This window comes from Pseudoxanthomonas sp. GW2 (assembly GCF_000283075.1).
Classification (GTDB): Bacteria; Pseudomonadota; Gammaproteobacteria; order Xanthomonadales; family Xanthomonadaceae; genus Pseudoxanthomonas.
On sequence record NZ_ALIP01000028.1, the window covers coordinates 1 to 22,712 of the forward strand.

The 22,712-nt window shown below is 72.2% G+C and carries 19 protein-coding genes and 1 pseudogene; 11 read left to right on the forward strand and 9 right to left on the reverse strand.

The window, feature by feature from the left end:
* The 3 genes from B351_RS16090 to pepQ all read left to right on the forward strand — a co-directional run.
* A partial coding sequence (locus B351_RS16090) for a DUF1631 family protein (protein WP_019397502.1) occupies positions 1-1,619 on the forward strand: 1,619 nt, incomplete at its 5' end.
* A complete protein-coding gene (locus B351_RS0102625) occupies positions 1,616-1,948 on the forward strand; it encodes a PilZ domain-containing protein (RefSeq protein ID WP_019397503.1) in 333 nt (110 codons plus the stop codon). The genes B351_RS16090 and B351_RS0102625, both read left to right, overlap by 4 nt.
* 58 nt (positions 1,949-2,006) lie before the next feature.
* Positions 2,007-3,326, forward strand: coding sequence for a Xaa-Pro dipeptidase (pepQ, locus tag B351_RS0102630; RefSeq protein ID WP_019397504.1), 1,320 nt, complete (start codon positions 2,007-2,009; stop codon positions 3,324-3,326).
* Between the two features lie 55 nt (positions 3,327-3,381).
* On the opposite strand, the gene B351_RS0102635 is transcribed toward pepQ, so the two are convergent.
* Positions 3,382-3,978, reverse strand: coding sequence for a TetR/AcrR family transcriptional regulator (locus B351_RS0102635; protein ID WP_019397505.1), 597 nt, complete (start codon positions 3,976-3,978; stop codon positions 3,382-3,384).
* 164 nt (positions 3,979-4,142) lie between these two features.
* On the opposite strand from B351_RS0102635, the gene B351_RS0102640 reads away from it, so the two are divergent.
* The 3 genes from B351_RS0102640 (at position 4,143) to B351_RS0102650 (ending at position 8,097) form a co-directional block, all read left to right on the forward strand.
* Positions 4,143-5,069 carry an alpha/beta fold hydrolase gene (locus B351_RS0102640; protein WP_019397506.1) on the forward strand — a complete coding sequence of 309 codons (927 nt, stop codon included), beginning with the start codon at positions 4,143-4,145 and terminating at the stop codon, positions 5,067-5,069.
* Positions 5,066-7,543, forward strand: coding sequence for an acyl-CoA dehydrogenase (locus B351_RS0102645; RefSeq protein ID WP_019397507.1), 2,478 nt, complete (start codon positions 5,066-5,068; stop codon positions 7,541-7,543). The genes B351_RS0102640 and B351_RS0102645 overlap by 4 nt, the downstream gene beginning before the upstream one ends.
* A 77-nt stretch (positions 7,544-7,620) precedes the next feature.
* Positions 7,621-8,097, forward strand: coding sequence for a hotdog fold domain-containing protein (locus tag B351_RS0102650; protein ID WP_019397508.1), 477 nt, complete (start codon positions 7,621-7,623; stop codon positions 8,095-8,097).
* A gap of 123 nt (positions 8,098-8,220) precedes the next feature.
* Here the strand turns inward: B351_RS0102650 and B351_RS0102655 are convergent, their stop codons facing one another.
* Entirely contained in the window at positions 8,221-9,570 is a 1,350-nt protein-coding gene (locus B351_RS0102655; RefSeq protein ID WP_019397509.1) for an NTP/NDP exchange transporter, read from the reverse strand.
* Between the two features lie 219 nt (positions 9,571-9,789).
* On the opposite strand from B351_RS0102655, the gene B351_RS0102660 reads away from it, so the two are divergent.
* Positions 9,790-11,376, forward strand: a complete 1,587-nt coding sequence (locus B351_RS0102660) for a GMC family oxidoreductase (protein ID WP_019397510.1) — start codon at positions 9,790-9,792, stop codon at positions 11,374-11,376.
* A 42-nt stretch (positions 11,377-11,418) separates the two neighbouring features.
* Here B351_RS0102660 and B351_RS0102665 read toward each other — a convergent pair whose 3' ends face one another.
* Positions 11,419-13,317, reverse strand: coding sequence for a M48 family metallopeptidase (locus B351_RS0102665; RefSeq protein WP_019397511.1), 1,899 nt, complete (start codon positions 13,315-13,317; stop codon positions 11,419-11,421).
* Positions 13,318-13,390: 73 nt separating this feature from the next.
* On the reverse strand, positions 13,391-13,996 hold the full coding sequence (locus B351_RS0102670; RefSeq protein ID WP_026010270.1) for a LemA family protein: 606 nt from the start codon (positions 13,994-13,996) through the stop codon (positions 13,391-13,393).
* 77 nt (positions 13,997-14,073) lie between these two features.
* Here B351_RS0102670 and B351_RS0102675 point away from each other — a divergent pair, with 77 nt between their 5' ends.
* A complete protein-coding gene (locus tag B351_RS0102675; protein WP_083852375.1) occupies positions 14,074-15,462 on the forward strand; it encodes a serine hydrolase in 1,389 nt (462 codons plus the stop codon).
* Positions 15,463-15,916: 454 nt separating this feature from the next.
* Here the strand turns inward: B351_RS0102675 and B351_RS0102680 are convergent, their stop codons facing one another.
* From B351_RS0102680 to B351_RS16095, 5 genes and pseudogenes are all read right to left on the reverse strand, one after another.
* Positions 15,917-16,318, reverse strand: coding sequence for a hypothetical protein (locus B351_RS0102680; protein ID WP_019397514.1), 402 nt, complete (start codon positions 16,316-16,318; stop codon positions 15,917-15,919).
* Between the two features lie 771 nt (positions 16,319-17,089).
* Entirely contained in the window at positions 17,090-17,485 is a 396-nt protein-coding gene (gene gcvH / locus B351_RS0102685) for a glycine cleavage system protein GcvH (RefSeq protein WP_019397515.1), read from the reverse strand.
* Positions 17,486-17,576: 91 nt separating this feature from the next.
* Positions 17,577-18,683 carry a glycine cleavage system aminomethyltransferase GcvT gene (gene gcvT, locus B351_RS0102690; protein ID WP_019397516.1) on the reverse strand — a complete coding sequence of 369 codons (1,107 nt, stop codon included), beginning with the start codon at positions 18,681-18,683 and terminating at the stop codon, positions 17,577-17,579.
* A 96-nt stretch (positions 18,684-18,779) separates the two neighbouring features.
* Positions 18,780-19,211 (reverse strand): NfeD family protein, encoded by a 432-nt coding sequence (locus tag B351_RS0102695; protein ID WP_019397517.1) that lies wholly within the window; start codon positions 19,209-19,211, stop codon positions 18,780-18,782.
* Between the two features lie 3 nt (positions 19,212-19,214).
* A pseudogene (locus B351_RS16095) lies at positions 19,215-20,179 on the reverse strand (SPFH domain-containing protein).
* Between the two features lie 135 nt (positions 20,180-20,314).
* Between B351_RS16095 and B351_RS0102705 the strand changes: the two are divergent.
* From B351_RS0102705 to B351_RS0102715, 3 genes are all read left to right on the forward strand, one after another.
* Positions 20,315-20,977: an RNA polymerase sigma factor gene (locus B351_RS0102705; RefSeq protein WP_026010271.1), complete on the forward strand. Its 663-nt coding sequence runs from the start codon at positions 20,315-20,317 to the stop codon at positions 20,975-20,977.
* Positions 20,974-21,633, forward strand: a complete 660-nt coding sequence (locus tag B351_RS0102710) for a hypothetical protein (protein WP_019397519.1) — start codon at positions 20,974-20,976, stop codon at positions 21,631-21,633. The genes B351_RS0102705 and B351_RS0102710 overlap by 4 nt, the downstream gene beginning before the upstream one ends.
* 33 nt (positions 21,634-21,666) lie before the next feature.
* On the forward strand, positions 21,667-22,712 hold a 1,046-nt coding region (locus B351_RS0102715), incomplete at its 3' end, for a PDZ domain-containing protein (RefSeq protein ID WP_019397520.1).

The following is a 22,712-nucleotide window of genomic DNA, read 5'->3' on the forward strand; positions in this document are numbered from 1 at the left end:
CCCCGCAGCGGCGCAGCACGCCGGCGCAGGCCGCGAACCGCCCGCGGCCGATGACCGGCTGGCACGGCCAGGGTCGCGGCGCGGGCTGGGGCCGGGCGCTGGCCGGCCTGCCGGGGGGCATGCCGCCAGGGGCGGCTGCCGGCACCGCGCCCGCGGCCGCGGCCGGAGAGGCCACGCCCGCCATCGCCAGCGCGGACGGCGACCCGAAGGAAGTGCAGGCCGCGTTCGCCGCCATGCGCGAATTGCTGGCCGCGCACCGCGCCGCCACCCGCCCAGCGGCACCCGGACCGGCGGTCCCGCCGCAGGTGCTGCCGCCGCAACTGGTCACCCAGGTGCTGGGCAGCCTGCAATCGCTGCCGCTGGCGCGCGCCCGCGGCCAGCGCCGCCGCACCATGCAGGACCTGCGCGAGGCCACCCTGGCGCGGCTGCGCGCCGAGCACGGGCCGGCCGCCGCACTGCCGCCGGAACACGAGGACGCGTTCGACCTGCTGTCCATCCTCTACCAGGAGATCGGCCGCCAGGTGCGCGGCGACGCACCGGCCCAGGACCTGCTGGAACGGCTGCAGGTGCCGCTGGCGCGCGCCGCGCTGCAGGACCAGGGCTTCTTCGTCGCCGAGCGCCACCCGGCGCGCGAACTGCTCAACTCGGTGGCCGAGTCCGGCGCCACCTGGCTGGGCGAGGACGATGCCGACCCGCAGCTGGTGCAGCGCCTGGAGCAGGTGGTGCAGCGGGTGGTCGAGGCCTACGACGGCGACCCGGCGGTGTTCGAACTGGCCAACCAGGAGGTCCAGGAACAGCAGCGCGCGATGCTGCGCAAGGCCGAGGTCAGCGAGCGCCGCCAGGTGGAGGCCGCGCGCGGGCGCGACCGCCTGGCCGGTGCCAAGCACCAGGCCGACGCCGCGATCCGCGCCTGCCTGGCCGGGCGCAGGCCACCGCAGTTCGTCCAGGCCCTGCTCAACCAGGCCTGGGCCGACGTGCTCACCCTCACCGCCCTGCGCCACGGCGAGGACTCGCCGGAATGGCGCGAGCGCACCGCGGCCACCGCGCGCATCGTCGAGGTCACCTGCGATCCGGAAGCCGCGCCCGACCCGGCACTGGGCACGCAGATCGAGGCCGCGCTGCGCCAGGTCGGCTACCACGAGGACGAGGCCGGCGCGATCGCCCGCCGCCTGTCGCGCAGCGAGGACGACGAGGTCACCTCGCGCACCGAGCTCACCGCGCGGCTCAAGGCGCGCGCGCGCCTGGGCGAGGACGCGGCACGTCGCAGCGAGCCGCTGCCGCCGCGCAGGGCCGGGGAGCAGGCCTGCTACGACCAGGTGCGGGCACTGCCGTTCGGCACCTGGTTCGAATTCAGCCTCGGTGCCCAGGGCGAGGTGCGGCGGCAGCGGCTGTCCTGGTACAGCCCGGTCACCGACCACGCGCTGTTCGTCAACACCCGCGGCCAGAAGGTGGCCGAACATTCGCTGGACGCGCTGGCGCGGATGATGGCCGCCGGCCAGGCGCGGGTGGTCACCGAGGAACGCAGCCGCCTGGTCGACCGCGCCTGGCACGCCACCCTGCGCGTGCTGCGCGGGCTGGCCGGGCGCGCGGAGCCGGCGCCATCGGGAGCAGGTGCATGAACAACGAGGATGCCCGCCGCGGGCGGCGGCGCCAGGTGCCCGGCAGCGTGCCGGTGGAAGACGTGATGGCCGGCGCCGTGGTCGGCCACCTCGGCAACCTGTCCGAGGGCGGCCTGCTGCTGCTCGCCGCGGCGCCGCTGCGCGAGGACGCGCTGTACCAGCTCCGGTTCGTGCTCGACGACCCGGGCGATCCGATCGACGTCGGCGTGCACCTGCTGTGGTCGGCGCCGGCCAACACCCCGGGCCAGGCCTGGTGCGGCTTCCGCTTCCTGGCCATCTCCGAGGTGCACCGCGCGCGGGTGCGCGCCTGGGTCGAGGCCGAGGCCTGACGGCGGCAGCGGCGCATGCGCTGGGGCAGAATGGGCGCTTTCCGCCGTACTGCCCCCGATGAACGCCACCGAGATCGCCGCCCTCTACCCCCAGCACCTGGCCACCCTGCGCGCGCGCGCCGACGAGGCGCTGGCCCGCTGCGGCCGCGAGCACCTGCTGGTGCCGAGCGGGCGCCGCCACTACCAGGCCTTCGACGACCGCGACTACCCGTTCGCGGCCAACCCGCACTTCAAGCACTGGGTGCCGCTGACCAGCGTCGCCGACAGCTGGCTGGTGTACACCCCCGGGCACAAGCCCAGGCTGATCTACCTGCAGCCGCGCGACTACTGGCACGTGGTGCCGGAGGCGCCCAGCGGCTGGTGGGTGGAGCACGTGGAGGTGCAGGTGATCCGCACCCCGGAGGAGGCGCTGCCGCTGCTGCCGCCTGCCGCGCGCAGCGCGATCATCGGCGAGGCCAACAGCGCCCTGGGCGACTACGTCCCCGACAACCCGCAACCGGCGCTGGACTACCTGCATTACCAGCGCTCGTACAAGACCGCGTACGAGGTCGCGCTGATGCGCCTGGCCCAGCGCCGCGCGGTGCGCGCCCACCGCGCCGCCGAGCGCGCCTTCCGCGCCGGCGCCAGCGAGTTCGAGATCCACATGGCCTACTGCGCCGCCGCGCAGCAGGACGCCACCGAGGTGCCGTACCAGAACATCGTCGCGCTCAACACCCACGGCGCGGTGCTGCACTACACCGAACTGGACCGCGTGGCCCCGGCGGAGTCGCTGAGCTTCCTGATCGATGCCGGCGCCAGCCACTGCGGCTATGCCGCCGACATCACCCGCACCTACGCCGGCGACTGCGCCAGCGAGTTCCAGGCCATGATCGACGCTGTGGACGCCGCGCAGCAGGCGATGTGCGCCGGCGTGCGCGCCGGCGCCGACTACCGCCAGCTGCACCTCGACGCGCACCTGGCGCTGATGGGCATCCTGCGCGAGTTCGGCGTGCTGAAGGTGTCGCCGGAAGCGGCGCTTGCCACCGGGGTGAGCGCGGCGTTCTTCCCGCACGGCCTGGGCCACCCGCTGGGGCTGCAGGTGCACGACGTGGCCGGGTTCGCCGCCAGCGACCGCGGCGGCACGATCGACCGTCCCGCCGGGCATCCCTACCTGCGCATGACCCGCGTCCTGGAGCCGGGCATGGTCGTCACCATCGAGCCGGGCATCTACTTCATCGACATGCTGCTGGACGAGGTGAAGGCCCGCGGCCACGCCGACGCGGTGGACTGGGCGCGGGTGGATTTCTTCCGCCCCTACGGCGGCATCCGCATCGAGGACGACGTGCTGTGCACGGAGGCGGCGCCGGAGAACCTCACCCGCGCCGCGTTCGCCGGATAAGCCGCAAAAAGCGAAGGGCCCGCTCGCGCGGGCCCTTCGCCTTCCAGCCGTCCCCTCAGTTCGGGATCAGCGTGTTGATCACGTGCTCGAGGTATTCCTCGAACTCCTCGTGGGTCATCTTCGGCTGCTGCGGGCGCAGCTGCAGGAAGCCGACGTAGGCGGCATAGGTCAGGCGCGCGCGGTTCACCGCCTCGCTGCGGCCGAGGCCGGCCTGGCGGAACGACGCGGTGAGGTAGTCCTGGCGGCGCTGCGAGACCCGCTGGATCACCGGACCCACGGCCGGATGCTCCAGCGCGCGCAGCAACTCGCTGTAGATCGCGTGCGGCTTGGTCTCGTGGCCGACCAGCTGGAACAGCTTGCGCAGGCGCTCGCGCGGATCCGGCACTTCCTCCAGGCTGCCGAACACCTGTTCCTGCTCGACCTCTTCCCAGCGCTCCAGCGCGGCCTGCAGCAGCGCATCGCGTGAAGGAAAGTGCCAGTAGAAGCTGCCCTTGGTCACGCCCAGGCGGCGCGCCAGCGGCTCCACCGCGACGGCGGACACGCCCTGTTCGGCAATGACGTCCAGCGCGGCCTGGGCCCAATCGGCGGCGCTGAGACGGGCGCCACGCGCGGGCGTGGCGGGCGGGGTGGCGGGCGCGGTGGTGGTATCCATGGGCGGATTTAACCATACGGCGAGGTGCGTTGCAGTATGCCGTTTCCGCGGAAACCGAGGCCTGACAGGGATTTGCAGCGCCACCGCCGGCACCATACGGTGCATGCTGCACTGCCATACGCCTTCGTATTGACTTTGCGTGAAACGCATCCATACCATTGGGTATGGTATTTCCCCCGACCCCTGCCCCCGGCAGCCACGAGCTGCGCCTGTCCGGCGCCGGCCTGGAACTGGCTGCCACCTGCCATGGCGACTGCCATGCGCCGGCAGTGCTGTTCGCGCACGGCTTCGGCCAGACCCGCCGCGCCTGGAGCGCCAGCGCAGGGCGCGTCGCGCAGCGGGGTTACCGCGCCCTGGCCTACGACGCCCGCGGCCATGGCGGCTCGGACCGCAATCCGCCGGACCTGGCCTATGCCGCGCAGCAGTTCATCGACGACCTGATCGTGGTCGCCGGCGAGCTGCCGCAGCCGCCGGTGCTGGTGGCCGCCTCGATGGGCGGCCTGTTCGGGCTGGCCGCCGAGGCACGCTGGCCGGGCCTGTTCCGCGCCATGGTGCTGGTCGACATCACCCCGCGCTGGGAAGCGGCCGGCATGCAGCGCATCCTCGGCTTCATCAGCGCCTTCCCGGAAGGCTTCGCCTCGCTGGACGAGGCCGCCGACGCGATCGCCGCCTACCTGCCCGGGCGCGCGCGCAAGAGCGAGGCGGCCCTGCGCGAGGTGCTGCGCCAGGGCGCCGACGGCCGCTGGCAGTGGCACTGGGACCGCCGCCTGGTGGACGAGCTGGCACGCGACGGCGAGCGCCACCAGGACGAACTGTCCGCGGCCGCCCGTGCGGTACGCTGCCCGCTGCTGCTGCTGAGCGGCGGCCGCAGCGACCTGGTGTCCGACGCCACCGTCGACGAGTTCCTCGGACTGGTGCCGCACGCGCGCCATGTCCGCATCGCCGGCGCCACGCATATGCTGGCCGGCGACGACAACGACCGTTTTACCGCCACCCTGCTGGACTACCTGGGCGAACTGGACGGTACGGGGCACACCGGCCGTTGCGCCGCGCCCTCCGATCCAGCGTCCGTCAACGGAGCTTTACCATGAGCATTGCCGCGCCAATCCTGGCCTTCCTGCTGATCAGCGGGTTCGCCGCCTACCACCGCATGCGCCTGATAACCTGGGCCGTGCTGCAGGCCATCGCCCTGGCCGCCTGCTGGTGGCTGGGCGCGCACCAGACCACCACCTTGGTGATGGCGATCATCACCGCGGTAATCGCCGTGCCGCTGCTGCTGCCGTTCATCCGCAAGCCGCTGATCGTGGCCCCGCTGCTGAACGTGTTCCGCAAGATCCTGCCGCCGCTGTCGCAGACCGAGCGCATCGCCCTGGAGACCGGCTCGGTCGGCTTCGAGGGCGAGCTGTTCACCGGCGACCCGGACTGGCAGAAGCTGCTCGCCTATCCCAAGCCGCAGCTCACCGCCGAGGAGCAGGCCTTCCTCGACGGCCCGGTGGAAGAGCTGTGCAAGATGATCAACGACTGGGAACTGACCCACGTCCACGCGGACCTGCCGCCGGAGATGTGGGAGTTCATCAAGAAGAACAAGTTCTTCGGCATGATCATCCCGAAGGAGTACGGCGGCCTGGGCTTCTCCGCGCTGGCCCACCACAAGGTGATCCAGAAGATCGCCTCGATCTCCTCGGTGGTCAGCTCCACCGTCGGCGTGCCCAACTCGCTGGGCCCGGGCGAGCTGCTCAACCACTACGGCACCAAGGAGCAGAAGGATCACTACCTGCCGCGCCTGGCGGTGGGCGAGGAAGTGCCGTGCTTCGGCCTGACCGGCCCGTTCGCCGGCTCCGACGCCACCTCCATCCCCGACTACGGCATCGTCTGCAAGGGCACCTGGCAGGGCCAGGAAGTGCTGGGCGTGCGCCTGACCTTCGACAAGCGCTACATCACCCTGGCCCCTGTCGCCACCCTGATCGGCCTGGCGTTCCGCATGTACGACCCGGACGGCCTGATCGGGCAGACCAAGGACATCGGCATCACCCTCGCGCTGGTGCCGCGTGACACCCCCGGGGTCGAGATCGGCCGCCGCCACTTCCCGCTGAACTCGCCGTTCCAGAACGGCCCGATCCGCGGCAAGGACGTGTTCATCCCGCTGAGCCAGCTGATCGGTGGCGCCGAGATGGCCGGCAAGGGCTGGAACATGCTCAACGAGTGCCTGGCCGTGGGCCGCTCGATCACCCTGCCGTCCACCGCCTCCGGCGGCGCCAAGTTCGGCGCCCGCGTCACCGGTGCCTACGCCCGCATCCGCAAGCAGTTCGGCCTGTCGGTCGGCCGCTTCGAGGGCGTGGAGGAAGCGCTGGCCCGCATCGGCGGCAAGGCCTACACCGTCAGCGCGCTGTCGCAGGCCACCGCCGCGGCGGTCGACCGCGGCGACGTGCCCTCGGTGCCGTCGGCGATCGCCAAGTACCACTGCACCAGCATGGGCCGCGAGGTCATCTCCGACACCATGGACGTGATCGGCGGCAAGGGCATCATCCTCGGCCCGCGCAACTTCGCCGGCCGCAACTGGCAGGCCGCCCCGATCAGCATCACGGTCGAAGGCGCCAACATCATGACCCGCAGCCTGCTGATCTTCGGCCAGGGCGCGATCCTGTGCCATCCGTGGGTCATGAAGGAGATGAAGGCCGCCCAGGAGAAGGACCGCAAGGCCGCCGTCGCCAGCTTTGACGAGAGCCTCGCCGGGCACGTCCGCTTCGGCTTCTCCAACGCGGTGCGTTCGTTCTGGCTGGGCCTGACCGGCTCGAAGTTCGGCAGCGTGCCGGGCAACGCCTACACCCGCCCGTTCTTCCGCAAGCTCGATCGCTACTCGGCCAACCTGGCGCTGATGACCGACGTGTCGATGCTGCTGTTGGGCGGCAAGCTGAAGTTCAAGGAATCCCTGTCCGGCCGCCTGGGCGACGTGCTGAGCCACCTGTACATGGCCGGCGCCGTGCTCAAGCGCTACCACGACGAGGGCACCCCGGAAGCGGACAAGCCGCTGCTGGCGTGGAGCATGTACAACAGCTTCCACGTGATCGAGAAGGCGCTGTCGGACGCGCTGCGCAACTTCCCGATCCGCCCGGTGGGCTGGCTGCTGTGGGCGCTGGTGTTCCCGCTCGGCCGCCGCGCCGAGGCCCCCGGCGACCGCCTGAACCACCGCGTGGCCTCGCTGCTGATGACCCCGAACGAGGCGCGCGACCGCCTGGGCCAGGGCGTGTTCCTGACCCCGTGCGAGAACAACCCCGGCGGCCGCATCGACAGCTACCTGGCCAAGGCCGTGCAGGCCGAGCCGGTGGAGCGCAAGTTCCTCAAGGCGCTCAAGACCAAGGGCATCGAGGCGCTGGACTTCAACGCCCAGCTCGACGAGGCCGTGGCCGAGGGCGTGATCACCGCCGAGGAGCGCAAGCTGCTGGAAGAGCTGCGCCAGATCACCCTGGACACCATCACCGTGGACGACTTCGACGTCCACGAGCTGCGCGCGGCCAGCTTCTACGACCGCTACGGCAACGACGGCCGGCCCAAGGCCGCCGCCTGACCGGCAAGGCAAGACGAGGACGGCGGGCCCTGTGCCCGCCGTCTTCGTATCCGGCATCCGCCAATGGAGGAAGCGACATGTCCCAGACCCCGCTGTTGCGCCTGTACCGGCGCATGCAGGCCTGGCCCGCCGGCCAGTGGCTGTTCTCCCGCGCCGTGTGCCTCAAGGCGCCCTACTTCGCCAGCATTGCCCCGCGCATCACCGCGCTGGAACCGGGCCGCTGCGAGGGCCGCATCCGCCACCGGCGCAAGGTCACCAACCACATCGGCACGGTGCACGCGATCGCCCTGTGCAACCTGGCCGAGCTGGTCGCCGGACTGATGACCGACGCCAGCCTGCCGCCATCCATGCGCTGGATCCCGCGCGGCATGCAGGTGGAATACCTGAAGAAGGCGGCCGGCACCATCCACGCCGTGGCCACGCCGGAAGCGCCGCTGGTCGCGGCCACGACCGGCTACGACCTGCCGGTGCGGGTCGAGGCGCGCAACAGCGCCGGCGAGGCCGTGTTCCGCGCCCGCATCAGCATGTGGGTCTCGCCGCGCCCACCGCGCTAGCCGCGTAGCCCGGGCAAGCAGAGCGCGCCCGGGGCACGCAGGTCACCGGCGCTGCGCAAGTGCTCTGGATCCCGGCGTACGCCGGGACGACGGTCGCGGACGGCACCGGCGACGCCGCCGGCCTCATCCCCCGCGCTCGGCCGGCAGCTTGCGCTCCTCGCGCAGCAGGCGCCACGCGCCCACGGTCATGGTGCCGGCCACCAGCAGGCCCGCGCCGAACACCACGCTGGAGCCGAAGGCCGACAGCAGCTTGTGCAGCCAGACGAAGGTCAGGTCGCCGCCGCGGTAGATCACCGTGTCGATCGCCGCGCCGGCCTTGTAGCGCCACTCGCGGCCGACGCGGGTATAGATCGTCTCGCGCGCCGGCTTGGCCAGGGAGAACTCGCTGGCGCGGGTCACCACCTGCACCACCGCCACCAGCAGCGGCAGCGGCGAGGCGGCCAGCAGCGAGAAGCCGAGGATGATGGCGAAGCCGGGGATCAGCAGCGCGGGAGCGATGCCGAAGCGCGACAGGATCCGCCGGGTCAGCAGCAGCTGCACCACCAGGGTCAGGGTATTGACCGCCAGGTCCAGGGTGGCGAAGTAGTCGGCGCGCTGCTCGGCGCTGCTGAAGGCGGCGCGGGCGATCGCGTTCTGCTCGTTGTACAGCAGGGTGCCCACGCCCACGCCCATGACCACCATCAGCGCCAGCCAGCGCAGCAGCGGCTCGCGCGCGATCAGCTTGAGCCCGGCCAGGACCTCGCCGCCCATCGGCTGCTCGCCGCTGGCCAGCTTGCGCGCGCGCTCGCGGCGCACGGCGTAGTGCCGCAGGCGCAACAGGCAGACCACGCACAGCGCCAGCATGACCGCCGAAACCAGCATCATGTTGGCCACCCCGAGCCGGGTCACCAGGGCCTTGGTCAGCAGCGGACCGAGGAAGGCGCCGACGGTGCCGGCCGCGCCGATGTAGCCGTAGCAGGCGCGCGCCTGGACGTTGTCGAACACGTCGGCCATGAAGCTCCAGAACACGGCCACCGCGAACAGGTTGAACACCGTGATCCAGAGGATGAAGGCCAGCCCGCGCCCGGGCATGCCGCTGTCGAACATCGCATAGAACAGCAGCAGGGTGAGGATGAAGAAGCCGTAGATGACCGGCAGGAACACCCGCCGCGGGAAGCGGCTGACCAGCCAGCCGTACACCGGCTGCAGCACCAGCATGATCAGGAACACCGAGGTGAAGATCACCTGCAGCGCGAACTCGCCCAGGGACACGCCGCGCCGGGCGAAGAACCCGATCATGGCCGTCGGGAAGATCGCCTCGATGTCGCTGGAGGCGGCCATCGCCTCGCGCACCGGGCGCAGCACGTAGTAGCCGGTGAGCAGGCAGAAGAAATACAGCAGCGACCACCACAGGGCCGGCGAATCCACCCCGAGCTGGTCCAGCACCTGCCGCAGGCCGCGGCGGCGGGTCGGAGCGTCGGTGGTTCGGGTCATGCGTCCTGGGCTGCCGGCCTGGGGGACGGCCGTAAGGCGCGCAAGTTAGCCGATGCCGGGCAATGCCGCCAGCGGCAGCCCGCTTCGCACCGGGAGAGGGAAGCGCGCCGCCTCCCACGGAGAGGGTGATCCCGGCCCCTCCCAGGCCGGAGCCGGGTTGCGCGCCGCCGGGGCCACCGCCAGCATTCACCCACGCCACGCGGCGGAACAGGGGAACGCATGTACGACTACGTGATCATCGGCGCCGGTTCGGCCGGCTGCGTGCTGGCCGCGCGGCTGAGCGAGGACCCGGGTTGCCGGGTGCTGCTGCTGGAGGCCGGCCCGCGCGACTGGCACCCCTTCATCCACATGCCCGCCGGTCTCGGCCGGCTGGTCAACCAGCGCAGCATCAACTGGGATTACAGCACCGAGCCGGAGCCGCAGCTGCACGGACGCCGGCTGTGGTGGCCGCGTGGCAAGGTGCTGGGCGGCTGCAGCTCGATCAACGCCATGTGCTACACCCGCGGCGTGCCTGGCGACTACGACGCCTGGGCCGCGGCCGGCGCCGAGGGCTGGCACTGGGAAGCGGTACTGCCGTACTTCCTGCGCGCCGAGGGCAACGCGCGCGGTGCCGGGCCGCTGCACGGCGCCGACGGCCCGCTGGCGGTGTCCGACCTGCGCCACCGCAATCCGCTGTCGGAGGCCTTCGTCGAGGCCGGGGTGCAGGCCGGCTGGCCGCGCAACGACGACTTCAACGGCCTCTCGCAGGAAGGCTTCGGCTTCTACCAGGTCACCCAGCGCGACGGCGCGCGCTGTTCCACCGCGGCCGCCTACCTGGCCCCGGCGCGGGCGCGGCCCAACCTCGAAATCGCCACCGGCGCGCTGGTGACCCGGATCGTGGTCCGGAACGGACGCGCCTGCGCGGTCGAGTACCGGACCGGCACGCACGCGCACCGTGCCGAAGCCGGAGGCGAAGTGCTGCTCAGCGCCGGCGCGGTCAACTCGCCGCAGCTGCTGATGCTGTCCGGCATCGGCCCGGCGCACGAGCTGCGCGCGCTCGGCATCCCGGTGCTGGCCGACCTGCCCGGGGTCGGCGCCAACCTGCAGGACCACCTGGACATCTGCACCCTCCACCACTGCCCGCCGGGGCTGAGCTACGACCGCGCCAGCGAGCTGAAGATCGCCTTCGACTACTTCCTGCGCGGCCGCCGCGGCGCCGGCACCAGCAACATCGCCGAGGCCGGCGGCTTCGTGCGCTCGGCGCTGGCCACCGACGCACGTCCCGACGTGCAGTTCCACTTCGTGCCGGCCATGCTCGGCGACCACGGCCGCAACCGCCTGGCCGGCGACGGCCTGACCGTGCATGCCTGCTTCCTGCGTCCGCGCAGCCGCGGCCGGATCGCGTTGCGCGATGCCGATCCGCGCAGCCCGGCGAGGATCCACGCAGGCTACCTGTCCGATCCGGAAGGCTTCGACCTGAAGGTGATGGTCGAGTGCGCGAAGCTGTCGCGCCGGCTGCTGTCGCAGCCGGCGCTGGCGCGCTACCTGGGCGCCCCCATCCACCCGCAGCGCACCGACCTGTCCGATGCCGGGCTGGAGGAATTCGTGCGCGCCAAGGCCGAGACCATCTACCACCCGGCCGGCACCTGCCGCATGGGCAGCGATGCGCAGGCGGTGGTGGACCCGCAGCTGCGGGTGCGCGGCATCGACGGCCTGCGCGTGGTCGACGCGTCGGTGATGCCGGAACTGCCCGGCGGCAATACCAATGCGCCGGTGGTCATGATCGCCGAGCGCGCCGCCGACCTGCTGCGCGGCCGCGCCGCCTGAGCCTGCAACCACGCACCCCGTCGCCGGCGGCGCGGGTGCGCTTCAGCGCGACAGCAGCGCCGGCAGCGGGCAATGCAGGACCCCGCATACCGTGCGCAGCAGCTCGGCCTCGGCCACGCTGACCTTGCCGTCGTGCGAGACCGCATCGACCAGCGCTTCGACCAGCACCTGCTTGGCCGGCGGCGCCAGCGCATCCAGTGGCTCCCACACCGTGTCCAGCGCCTGCACGCCCTGCGCCGGCGGCGCGTACGGCAGGTGGTCGCGCGGCAGCACCCGCTGCAATCCGGCCAGGTAGGCGCGGCGCGCGCCCTCCGGGTCGCCCGGGTGCCCGGCCTGGGCCAGCACCGCCAGCAGGGTGGCGAACTCGCGGCGCACGCCGGGCGCCTTGTTGCGGCCGAAGCGCGCGTGGCGCGAGGGATCCAGCGCCTCGCGCACCTGCACCTGCAGCAGCCGCGACAGGCAGTACTCGAACACCGAGACCCGGCCGTCGGCGTGCACCATCGCCTCGACCGCGCCGAGGAAGGCATCCAGCTGCGGCCGCGGCTGCTGGCGCAACACCGGGAAGGCCAGCGCCGCCAGCGGCAGCCGCAGTGCCGGGTGCAGCGCCTGCAGGCGCTCCTGGCGCAGCTGGCGGGTGCGCGCGGCCACGGCCTCGCCGTAGCGCGCGGCCACCTCCTGCAGCTGGCGCGCGGCGACCGCGGCGTCCGCGTCCAGCACCAGGGCCAGCAGCAGCGGCATCGCCGCCTCGCGCTGGCGCGCCAGTGCCCGCAGTTCCGGATCCAGGTTCTCCACCAGCCCGTGTGCCTGGCGGTAGTCGTCCTCGGCCGGCGCCGCGACCTGCCCGGAGACCGCGGCCGGCGCCACCGCCATCCGCGCCTCGCGCGGCGGCAGCGGCGGCGGCAGGCCCGGCACCGCATCACGCACGGCCAGCCCGATGGCCAGGTCCTCGGCCAGGCCATCGGGCGGGGCGGCGTGCCAGCGCGCCTGCAGCTGGCGCAGCTGCTGCGGGTCGAACGACGGTTCCAGCCGGCGGATGCGTTCGACCAGGGGCGGGTGCGTGGCCATCAGCGAGGACAGCGCCATGCCCTGGCCGAACAGCATGTGCCCGATCTCCTCGGCCTCGGCGCGGTCGGCCAGGTGCGAGCCTTCGCGCAGGCCGCCGATCTTCTTCAGCGCGCCGGCCAGGCCGCTGGTCTGGCGGGTGAACTGCACCGCCGAGGCATCGGCCAGGTATTCACGCTGGCGGCTGATGCCGGCCTTGATCAGGCGGCCGAAGAACACGCCGATGCTGCCCACCACCACCGCCACCAGCGCCGCCAGGACCAGCGGCAGCCCGTCCCGGCTGCGGCCCAGCCGCCCGTGGAACAGGATCCGCTGGCCGATCAGGGACAGCATCATGATCCCGAACAGCACGCCCACCAGGCGGATGTTCAGGCGCATGTCGCCGTTGAGCACGTGGCTGAACTCGTGCGCGATCACGCCCTGCAGTTCGTCGCGGTTGAGCCGCTCCAGCGCGCCGCGGGTGACCGCGATCGCCGCGTCGGAGGGGCTGTAGCCGGCGGCGAAGGCGTTGATGCCGGTTTCCTGTTCCAGCACGAACAGGCGCGGCACCGGCACGCCGGAGGCGATGGCCACTTCCTCGACCACGTTGCGCAGCCGGCGTAGCTGCGGGTCGAGGGTGTCCTCCGGCACCCAGGTGCCGCCCATCTGCGCGGCGATGGCGGCACCGCCGCCACGCAGCGAGGCGATCCGGTACAGCGAGCCCAGCCCGATCACCGCCAGGGTGAGGACCGTGGCCGCCAGCGCCGCGGCGGTGCTGCCGGTGAACAGCAGCACCGCCGCGTCCACCGCCAGCACGATGCAGACCACGGCCAGCGCGAACAGCAGCACCAGCCGGAACGAGCCGCGGCGCGCGCGTTCCTGGTGTTCGAAGAAGTTCATCGTCGACGTTCCCTGGTCGAGGCCCGGCGCCCGCGGCGGCGTGGGCCGCCGACGGGCATGCTGCCGGGGGCGATCAGAACTGGACGCGCGGGGCCTCGCGCACCTGCGCTGCGCGGTCGGCCGGCGGCTCCAGCAGCGCGGCAGGAGCGAAGTTGAACAGCCCGGCGACCACGCTGGAGGGGAACATCTCGCGCTTGTTGTTGTAGGCCATCACCGCGTCGTTGTAGGCCTGGCGGGCAAAGGCCACGCGGTTCTCGGTCGAGGTCAGCTCCTCGGACAGCTGCATCATGTTCTGGTTGGCCTTCAGGTCCGGATAGGCCTCGGCCACCGCCATCAGCCGCCCCAGCACCCCGTTGAGCGCGCCCTGGCTGGCGGCCAGCTCGGCCATCGCCGCGGCGTCGCCCGGGTTGGCCTTGGCCGCGGCCAGGCCGGCCTGCGCTGCCGAGCGCGCGGCGATCACCGCCTCCAGGGTCTGCCGCTCATGGCTCATGTAGGCCTTGGCCGTCTCCACCAGGTTGGGGATCAGGTCGAAGCGGCGCTGCAGCTGCACGTCGATCTGGGCGAAGGCGTTCTTCCACGCGTTGCGCGCGCTCACAAGGCCGTTGTAGATGCCCACCGCCCACAGCGCCGCGACCACGACCAGGCCCAGAATTACCAACAGGATCAACAAACTGCCCATTCATCTTCTCCTTGTTTGTGCAATCCGGAAAACCGGCGCTAGAATCGGTTGCGGCAGTAAATCACAGGTAGGAAGCGATGAGAGACGGGCGCACTTCCCGGTCCGCCAAAGCGGGCCGCGTACTCGCACCCCGGGCACTCAGGCTCGCTACCCTGGGGCTGATGCTGGGACTGGCGATCCCGTCCACCGCGCGCACCCCCACCCTGTCGGCCAACCCGCCGCCGCCGACCCAGCCGCTCCCTTACCGCGACGTCTCTACCCGCACCGTGCTGCCGCCGGCCGCGGGCTTCGACGTGGCCGTGTTCGAGGCGATGGCCGAGCAGCTGGTGGAAGGCCGGCGCGTGCCGGGGCTGGCCATGGCCGTGGTCCAGGGTGGCCGCATCCTCAGCGCGCGCGGCTACGGTGTCACCGACGTGGCCCGTCCGGAGCCGGTCGACGCCCACACCGTGTTCCGCCTGGCTTCGCTGTCCAAGGCCTTCGCCGGCACCATGGCCGGCCTGCTGGTCAACGACGGCAGCCTGCGCTGGGACAGCAAGGTGGCCGACTACGTCCCCGGCTTCCGCCTGGCCGACGAGGAATACACCCGGCGGGTCACCGTCACCGACCTGCTGAGCCACAGCGTCGGGCTGAAGGCGCACAACGCCTACGACCGCGACATCGAGGCCAATGCCGAGTACTACCAGGTCGCGCAGAAGCTGGCCGAGGCGCCGGTGCAGTGCGCGCCCGGCGAGTGCTACGCCTACCAGAACGTGGCCTTCAGCCTGGTCGGCGACGTGGTCTTCGCCGCCACCGGCAAGTTCTACGAACAGGAAGTGCAGCGGCGCATCTTCGAGCCGCTGGGCATGCGCGACGCCAGCCTGGGCCTGCCGGGCATCGAGTCCAGCCACCGCTGGGCGCGCCCGCACGTGCGCAGCCGCAACGGCTGGGTCTCGATCCGGCCCAAGCCGACCTACTACCGCCTGCCGCCTGCCGCCGGCGTCAACGCCAGTGCCAACGACATGGCGCAGTGGCTGCTGGCCCACACCGGACACCGCCCGGACGTGTTGCCGGCGCCGTTGCTGGCCACCCTGCACGCACCGGTGGTGCCGACCCCGGGCGAGCTGCGCTCCGGCTGGCGCCGCGAGCGCCTCAACTCGGCCGCCTACGCCCTGGGCTGGCGCGTGTTCGACTATGCCGGCGAGGAAGTCGTGTTCCATGCCGGCGCGGTGCAGGGCTACCGCGGCATGGTCGCGCTGCTGCCCGGGCGCGACCTGGGCGTGGCGATCCTGTGGAACAGCGAGAGCAGCCTGCCCTCCGGCCTGCTGCCGACCATCCTCGACCAGGCCATCGGCCTGCCGCCGAAGCGCTGGCTCGACGTGGACGTCGACTTCGGTTCGGACAACCTGATGGTGGACCGCGAGGCGGCCCCGCCTGCGCCCGCGCGCCGCGGCACCTCCGCCGCGCGCGCCACCGCCTCGCCGCGCTGAGCGGCGCGACCACGTCGGGGCCGGCGTAGCACGGTCCCGCGGCACCTTTGAAGTGCGCTCCATGGCGGGCGACGCATAGCCCCGGACAGGCCGAAGGCGCATCCGGGATCCCTTCTGGCAGGAAGTTACGGGCCGCCCCGGTCTGCGTAGCCCGGCGGCGACTGCGCACCGCGTGGCGACGCGACGGGCTTGCGCCATTGGCGCGCGACGCCCGCGGGCCGTCGCCGCGCCCCTGCAGCCCCGGAGTGCGAGCCCTTCTTGGGGACTTGGCTGCCCACCAGGCCGCATGCATCGCCAGCCCCCGCTGGCCGTAGGCACTCCGCTCACCCGTGCCTCGGCCGCGCGCGCGCCAGGACGGCTGCCCCGGAGGACCGGACGACCCGGATAAAAAAACTCCCTCCCCGCTGGGCTTCGGGGAGGGAGTCATTCAGGTACTACGGTAATCGGAGGCTGATCAGATCAGCGGGGCCGGGGTGGCCGGCAGCGCAACCGGGGCCTGCTTCTTCTTGGCGGCCTTGCGGGCGGCCGGCTTCCTGGCGGCGGTCTTCTTGGCGGCCTTCTTGACGGTCTTCTTCGCCGCGGCCTTCTTCGCGACCTTCTTGGTCGCCTTCTTGGCGGTGGCCTTCTTCGCGACCTTCTTGGTCGCCTTCTTGGCGGCGGCCTTCTTCGCGACCTTCTTGACGGCCTTCTTCGCGGTGGCCTTCTTGGCGACCTTCTTCGCAGCCGGCTTCTTGGCGGCGGTCTTCTTGGCGGCGGTCTTCTTGGCGGTGGCCTTCTTGGCGGCGGCCTTCTTGGCGACCTTCTTCACCGCCTTCTTGGCGGCGGGTTTCTTCTTCGCAGCTTTCTTGACAGCCATGGTGTAGCTCCTCGTCAGTGATTTGCGGTTGGGTTAACGCCCAGTCGCGAAAGCCCGCCGCACGTGCAGCGGGGAACCCGTCGGCGCGCCAGGCACGTCGATACGGATACAGTTTCGCCCGCGCGATGCAGTGGCGCGGGCGGGAATCTGGGGGGGCGCTGCGTTTGCTCGGGGGAAGCGGGTCCTATCCACCTGGAGGGATTTCATGGCGGATGCCCGGGTTGTGCTTCGCGTTGTGGTGTTGATTCGACTCACTCGCTTCGGCAGGCAGCGTCTGCTGGGCGAAACCTAATCACGGTTTTTTTTACTGTCAACACCCGCGCGCGCGTTTTCTCCCGCCATCGCGCGCGGCGCGAGGCGGCATCCCGCCTCGGGCAACCACCCGCCGGTGCGGCAAGGCGCGCGCGCACATCGCGCGCCTTGCAAACCGATGCGGAAAAACAAGTGGTTTTTTGCGAGGCGCGCCTGCGCACACGCTTCCGGGCACGCGCCCGGTGCTCCCCGGGAAAGCGCGGCGCCGGCATCGCGCGCGGCGTGCATCAGGCGGAATCTTTTTCCGCCGCAACCGATACTTTTCGCGTCGCACAAGCCGATTTGCGCAGAACTGCGCGAGCCTTGCGCGGCGTTCGACGCGCACCGGAGCGCTGGCCGGCGCATCGCGCGCGTCGCTGCGGCCACATCGCCACCGCCCGCGCGCGCCGACCACATCCCGGAAACGACGACGCCCGCCGGAAGGCGGGCGTCGTCGTTTCCGCGGGTCGGCGAGGACGTTCAGTCCTCTTCGCCCTCGATCAGCTCGGCATAGTCGTCCGGCGACAGCAGCTCGGCGAGCTGGTCCTCGTCCACGCCCTCGATCACGAACAGCCAGCCCTCGCCGTAGGCGTCCTCGTTGATGGCCTCCGGCTTGTCGGCCAGCGCGGTGTTGACCTCCGCCACCCGGCCGCTGACCGGGCTGTACACGTCCGAGGCGGCCTTGACCGACTCCACCACCGCCACGGCGTTGCCCGCCTCGACGCTGGCGCCGACTTCCGGCAGCTCGACGTACACCAGGTCGCCCAGCAGCGACTGCGCGTGGTCGGAAATACCCACGGTCACGCGGCCGTTGCCTTCGGCACGGGCCCACTCGTGGGACTTGAGGAATTTGAGGTCGCCGGGGATCTCGCTCATTGGGGTGGCTCCGCTCGCGCAGGGGGTGTTGGGACGGCGGCTAGTCTAAGTACGGCCCCTCGCGAGGTAAACCGTCGCCGCCGTCGCCGGATCAGGCCAGCACGCCTGGTTGCGCCTTGCCCTCGCGCACGAACGGGAATTTCACCACCCGCACCGGCACCTCGCGGCCGCGGATGTCCACCCGCACCTGGCCCGGTTCGCCGGCGGGGATGCGCGCCAGCGCGATCGCCTTGCCCAGGGTCGGGGAGAAGGTGCCGGAGAGGATCTCGCCCTCGCCGCCGGCGGCCAGCACCTTCTGGCCATGGCGTAGCACGCCGCGCTCGTCCATCACCAGGCCGACCAGCTGCCGCGGCACGCCCGCGGCCTTCTGCGCCTCCAGCGCGGCGCGGCCGATGAAGTCCCGGCCCTCGTCCAGCGCCACCGTCCAGCCCAGGCCCGACTCCCACGGCGTGGTGGATTCGTCCATGTCCTGGCCGTAGAGGTTCATGCCTGCCTCAAGGCGCAGGGTGTCGCGCGCGCCCAGGCCGGCCGGGCGCACGCCCGCCTCCAGCAGCGCGTTCCAGAACGCGACCGCCTGCCCCTCCGGCAGCACCACCTCGAAACCGTCCTCGCCGGTGTAGCCGGTGCGCGCCAGGAACAGCGGGATGCCGGAGGCCGAGGCGACCTCGATCGCGGCGAAGCGGGCCAGCGCGCCGGCGCGCTCGCGGTCGGCTTCGGCAAGCAGGCCGATCACCTTGTCGCGCGCCTGCGGGCCCTGCACGGCGATGATCGCCAGCTCGGCGCGCTCGCGCACCTCCACGCCGAAGGCTTCGGCCTGCTGGCTGATCCACGCCAGGTCCTTCTCGCGGGTGGCGGCGTTGACCACCAGGCGGAAGTAATCCTCGCCCAGGTAGTAGGCGATCAGGTCGTCGATCACCCCGCCCTGCTCGTCGAGCATGCACGAGTACAGGGCCTTGCCCGTGGCCTTGAGCTTGTCCACCGAGTTGGCCAGCAGCCGGCGCAGGAACGGGCGCACCCGGGCCCCGTGCAGGTCGACCACGGTCATGTGGCTGACGTCGAACATGCCGGCGGCCTGGCGCACCAGGTGGTGCTCGTCGATCTGGGAGCCGTAGTGGATCGGCATGTCCCAGCCGCCGAAGTCGACCATCTTCGCGCCCAGGGCACGGTGGCTTTCGTTGAGTACGGTCTTGCGGGTCATGGCGCTCTCGGAGATGGAAAGGCGCCATTATCCCCTACCCCGCCGGCGCCGCGGCCGGTGCCGGGAGTCATGCCGTGCGCCGCGACGGCGCCGTGCTCAGGCTTCCTGCACCTTGAGGATGGCGCCGTCGGCGGCCACCACCCGCACCAGGGTCCCGGCCGGCAGGTCCGGGCCCTCGACGGTCCAGAACGCATCGCCGACCTTGATTCGCCCGCGGCCGGCGACGATCGCCTGCTCCAGCGGCGCGACCAGGCCGATGTTCTGCTCGGCGCGGCGGTTGAGCAGGGGCCGGTCGCTCTGCCGCCCGCGGCCGCGGAACCAGCGCCGGTAGACCTGGATCGACAGGAAGCTCAGCACCACGAACAGCGCCACCTGCGCCAGCAGCGGCAGGCCGGGCAACAGCAGGACCAGCAGCAACATCGCCGCGGCGGCAAACCCCATCCACAACAGGAAGGCGCCCGGGGCCAGGGTCTCGGCGGCGATCAGCGCCAGCGCCAGCACCGCCCAGGTGGTCACGTCCCAGCGCATGGCTCAGGCCCCCGGGCGCAGCGGCGGCGGGTTGCGGCGCGCGGCGCTGGCCTGTTGCTGGCCGGCCAGCGCCTCGCGCGCCAGCTCGGCCACGCCACCCAGCGAGCCGAGGATGCCGCTGGATTCCATCGGCATCAGCACGAACTTCTGGTTCGGCGCGGTGGCCAGCTTGGCGAAGGCCTCGACGTACTTCTGCGCGACGAAGTAGTTGATCGCCTGCACGTCGCCCTTGGCGATGGCCTCGGACACCATGGCCGTGGCCTTGGCCTCCGCCTCGGCCAGGCGCTCGCGCGCCTCGGCGTCGCGGAACGCCGCCTCCTTGCGGCCCTCGGCCTCCAGGACCGCCGCCTGCTTCTCGCCGTCGGCGCGCAGGATCTCGGCCTGGCGCAGGCCCTCGGCCTCCAGGATCTGCGCGCGCTTCTCGCGCTCGGCCTTCATCTGCCGGGCCATGGCGTCGACCAGGTCGCGCGGCGGCTGGATGTCGCGGATCTCGATGCGGGTGACCTTCACCCCCCACGGGTTGGTGGCGTGGTCGACCACGCCCAGCAGCTGGGCATTGATCGCCTCGCGCTGGCTCAGCGACTCGTCCAGGTCCATCGAGCCGATCACGGTGCGGATGTTGGTCTGCACCAGGGCGATCATCGCCACCTCCAGGTTGGCGACCTCGTAGGCGGCCTTGGCCGCGTCCAGCACCTGGAAGAACACCCCCCGTCCACCCGGACCACGGCGTTGTCCTTGGTGATGACATCCTGGCTGGGCACGTCCAGCACCTGCTCCATCATGTTCACCTTGCGGCCGACGCCGTAGATGATCGGGATCAGGAAGTGCAGGCCCGGCTCGAGCGTGTGCGTGTAGCGGCCGAAGCGCTCGACCGTCCATTCGTAACCCTGCGGCACCATGCGCACGGTCTTGAACAACACGATGATGCCGGCCAGCGCCAGCACCGCGGCGACGAAACCCGAAGACATCCCCTTCCTCCCGTGGCCATCCAGGCCCTGATTGTCCGGTTTCCAGTATAGGCACGGCCGGGCCCGGCACCGCCGCGTCCCCTCGCGGCGCCCCCGCGTGCGACGCTTTCGCCGTCCCGGGCATCCATGAGGTCGATGAGCCACGATCTGCCGCCCGATCCACCCGCGCCCCCGGCATCCGTCCCCTGGGTGCCGGCGGCCGTCGCCGCGCCGGCGCCGGACCTGCGGGCGCAGCCGGGCGCGCCGCGCTCGGCCTTCGCCATCGCCGTGCCCGACATCCTGCTGGCGCGGGCCCGCCGCGGCGAGCCGGCGGCGTTCGAGCAGATCTACCGCTGGTTCGAGCGGCCGGTGTTCACCCTCGCCCTGCGCCTGTGCGGCGATCGCGAAGAGGCCAGCGAGGTGTTGCAGGAGACGATGCTGAAGGTGCTGCGCGGGATCGGCGACTACCGCGGCAGCGGTCCGTTCTGGGGCTGGTTGCGGCAGATCGCGATCAACGAAGCGCTGCTGCGGCTGCGCCGCGGCCGCCGCCTGGACCAGGAACTGGCGCTGGACGGCCACGACCTGGAGGACGCCGCGCCACCGCCGCCGGCGGCGGCCGATGCCGCCCTGCTGCAACGCGCGCTGGCGGCGCTGCCGGCAGCCACCCGCAGCGTGCTGTGGCTGTACCACGCCGAGGGCCACACCCACGAGGAGATCGCCGCGCTGATGCAGCGCAGCCCGAGTTTCTCCAAGTCGCAGCTGGCGCGCGGCACCCGCCGCCTGCGCGCCCTGCTGCAGGTCGAGGAGTCCCCCGCATGAACGAGCACACCCCTTCCCGCGCCACCGACAGCTGGCACGAGGCATTCGCCGCGTTGCCGCTGGAAGCCCCGCCCGCCGATGCCTGGCCGAAGCTTGCACCGCACCTGGCGCCCCCGCGGCGGCACCCGCGCCGCGCGCTGTCCTGGGCGATCGCCGCCTGCACGGCGGCATTGGCCGCGCTGCCGGCGCTGCTGCTGGTACGCCATGCAGGCCCCACGCAGGAATTCGCGACCCCAGCCGCCACCACGCGGATCCCTGCCCGCGCGGCCCAGGCCGGCGCCGTCGGCGTGCGCGCCGACGCCCGCCCCGATCCGGCCGCAGCCGGTGGCGCGTCCGCCGCGGGCAGCCCCCCGGCGCATGTGGCCCTGGACCAGCTGCAGGCCGAGTCCGCCCGGCTGGAGGCGCTGCTGGCCGAACTGTCCGTCGACGGACCCGTCGATGGTGCGCAGCTGGCCCTGGTCCTGGCGCTGCAGGCGCAGGTCGGCGAGGTCGATGCCGCGCTGGCCGCCCCCGCGTTGGCGGCTGATGCGCGCGCGGAACTGTGGCAGCACAGGGTGGCGCTGCTGCGCGAACTGGCTGCCGTCGCCAGCGACCAGCGCTGGGATGCGCTGTTTGCCGATGCCTCCTCCCGCTACGCCCTGGTCCAGGTCTACTGACCGGGCGCCATCGTCTTCCACCGGAGAACGATCATGAGTCCTGCCTGCATCCGCACGACCCGGCGCGCCACGCCGTGGCTGCTGGTCTGTGCCTGCCTGCTGGCCCTGCCGGCCCAGGCCGCCGCCGACGCGAACAAGAAGGAAGCCGGGACCGCCGCCGGCGCCGAGGCGGCGCGCGCCGCGGCCGACCTTGCGAAGGCGCGCGCCGACCTGGCCGAAGCCGCCCGCCGGGTTGCCGAGCTGTCGCGCACCCAGGCCGGCGGGGCCGTGGCCTCGCTGCGCAGCGCCCAGGCGCGCCCGCGCCTGGGCGTATTGCTGGGCGAAGATCCGCAGGCCGGGGTGCGCATCGTCGGCGTGACCCCGGGCAGCGGCGCCGAGAAGGCCGGCCTGCGCAGCGGCGACCGCCTGCTGCGCATCCGCGGCAAGGCCATCGCCGGCGGCACCGGGCAGGCGCGGGTCGAGGCCGCGCGCCAGGCACTGGCGCAGCTGCAGGCCGGCGGCAAGGTGCAGCTGACTTACCAGCGCGACGGCCGCGAACACACGGTCGAGGTCGCGCCCGAGGCGCTGCCGGTAAGGGTGATCGCGCACCGCATCTCCGGCGACGGCGCGCTCGGCGAAGACCTGGCCCCGCTGCGCGACCTGGCCCCGGAACTGCGCCGGGAGGTGCTGCACCTGGCGCGCGGCGCCTGCGCCGACGGCGAGGAGTGCAGCGCGCCGCTGCTCGGCGAGGCGCTGCGCTGGAACGGCCTGCACCTGGTCGCGCTCGATGCCCAGCTCGGACGCTACTTCGGCACCGATCGCGGCGTGCTGGTGCTGTCCCAGGGTGCGCTGCCCGGGCTGCAGGCCGGCGACGTGATCCAGCAGGTGGAAGGCGTGGCGGTGGCCACGCCGGCCGAGGCCATGCGCCGGATGGCGCAGAAGAAGCCCGGTGAACAGGCGCGGGTGACGGTGCTGCGCGAGCGCAGCGCGCGCCAGCTGCAGGTGACCGTGCCCGAGCCGCTGCGCGCGCTGGATTTCGTGCCTGCGCCGCCGGCTCCGCCCGCGCGGCCCGCGCATCCGGACATGCCGCCGCCGCCCGC

Coding starts and splice junctions, on each gene's coding strand:
- pepQ (WP_019397504.1), top strand. CDS start 2,007: ATGAACGCCACCGAGATCGCCGCCCTCTACCCCCAGCACCTGGCCACC.
- B351_RS0102705 (WP_026010271.1), top strand. CDS start 20,315: ATGAGCCACGATCTGCCGCCCGATCCACCCGCGCCCCCGGCATCCGTC.
- B351_RS0102680 (WP_019397514.1), bottom strand. CDS start 16,318: ATGGCTGTCAAGAAAGCTGCGAAGAAGAAACCCGCCGCCAAGAAGGCG.
- B351_RS0102665 (WP_019397511.1), bottom strand. CDS start 13,317: ATGAACTTCTTCGAACACCAGGAACGCGCGCGCCGCGGCTCGTTCCGG.
- B351_RS0102650 (WP_019397508.1), top strand. CDS start 7,621: ATGTCCCAGACCCCGCTGTTGCGCCTGTACCGGCGCATGCAGGCCTGG.
- B351_RS0102710 (WP_019397519.1), top strand. CDS start 20,974: ATGAACGAGCACACCCCTTCCCGCGCCACCGACAGCTGGCACGAGGCA.
- gcvT (WP_019397516.1), bottom strand. CDS start 18,683: ATGACCCGCAAGACCGTACTCAACGAAAGCCACCGTGCCCTGGGCGCG.
- gcvH (WP_019397515.1), bottom strand. CDS start 17,485: ATGAGCGAGATCCCCGGCGACCTCAAATTCCTCAAGTCCCACGAGTGG.
- B351_RS0102655 (WP_019397509.1), bottom strand. CDS start 9,570: ATGACCCGAACCACCGACGCTCCGACCCGCCGCCGCGGCCTGCGGCAG.
- B351_RS0102640 (WP_019397506.1), top strand. CDS start 4,143: ATGGTATTTCCCCCGACCCCTGCCCCCGGCAGCCACGAGCTGCGCCTG.
- B351_RS0102625 (WP_019397503.1), top strand. CDS start 1,616: ATGAACAACGAGGATGCCCGCCGCGGGCGGCGGCGCCAGGTGCCCGGC.
- B351_RS0102635 (WP_019397505.1), bottom strand. CDS start 3,978: ATGGATACCACCACCGCGCCCGCCACCCCGCCCGCCACGCCCGCGCGT.
- B351_RS0102670 (WP_026010270.1), bottom strand. CDS start 13,996: ATGGGCAGTTTGTTGATCCTGTTGGTAATTCTGGGCCTGGTCGTGGTC.
- B351_RS0102695 (WP_019397517.1), bottom strand. CDS start 19,211: ATGCGCTGGGACGTGACCACCTGGGCGGTGCTGGCGCTGGCGCTGATC.
- B351_RS0102660 (WP_019397510.1), top strand. CDS start 9,790: ATGTACGACTACGTGATCATCGGCGCCGGTTCGGCCGGCTGCGTGCTG.
- B351_RS0102645 (WP_019397507.1), top strand. CDS start 5,066: ATGAGCATTGCCGCGCCAATCCTGGCCTTCCTGCTGATCAGCGGGTTC.
- B351_RS0102675 (WP_083852375.1), top strand. CDS start 14,074: ATGAGAGACGGGCGCACTTCCCGGTCCGCCAAAGCGGGCCGCGTACTC.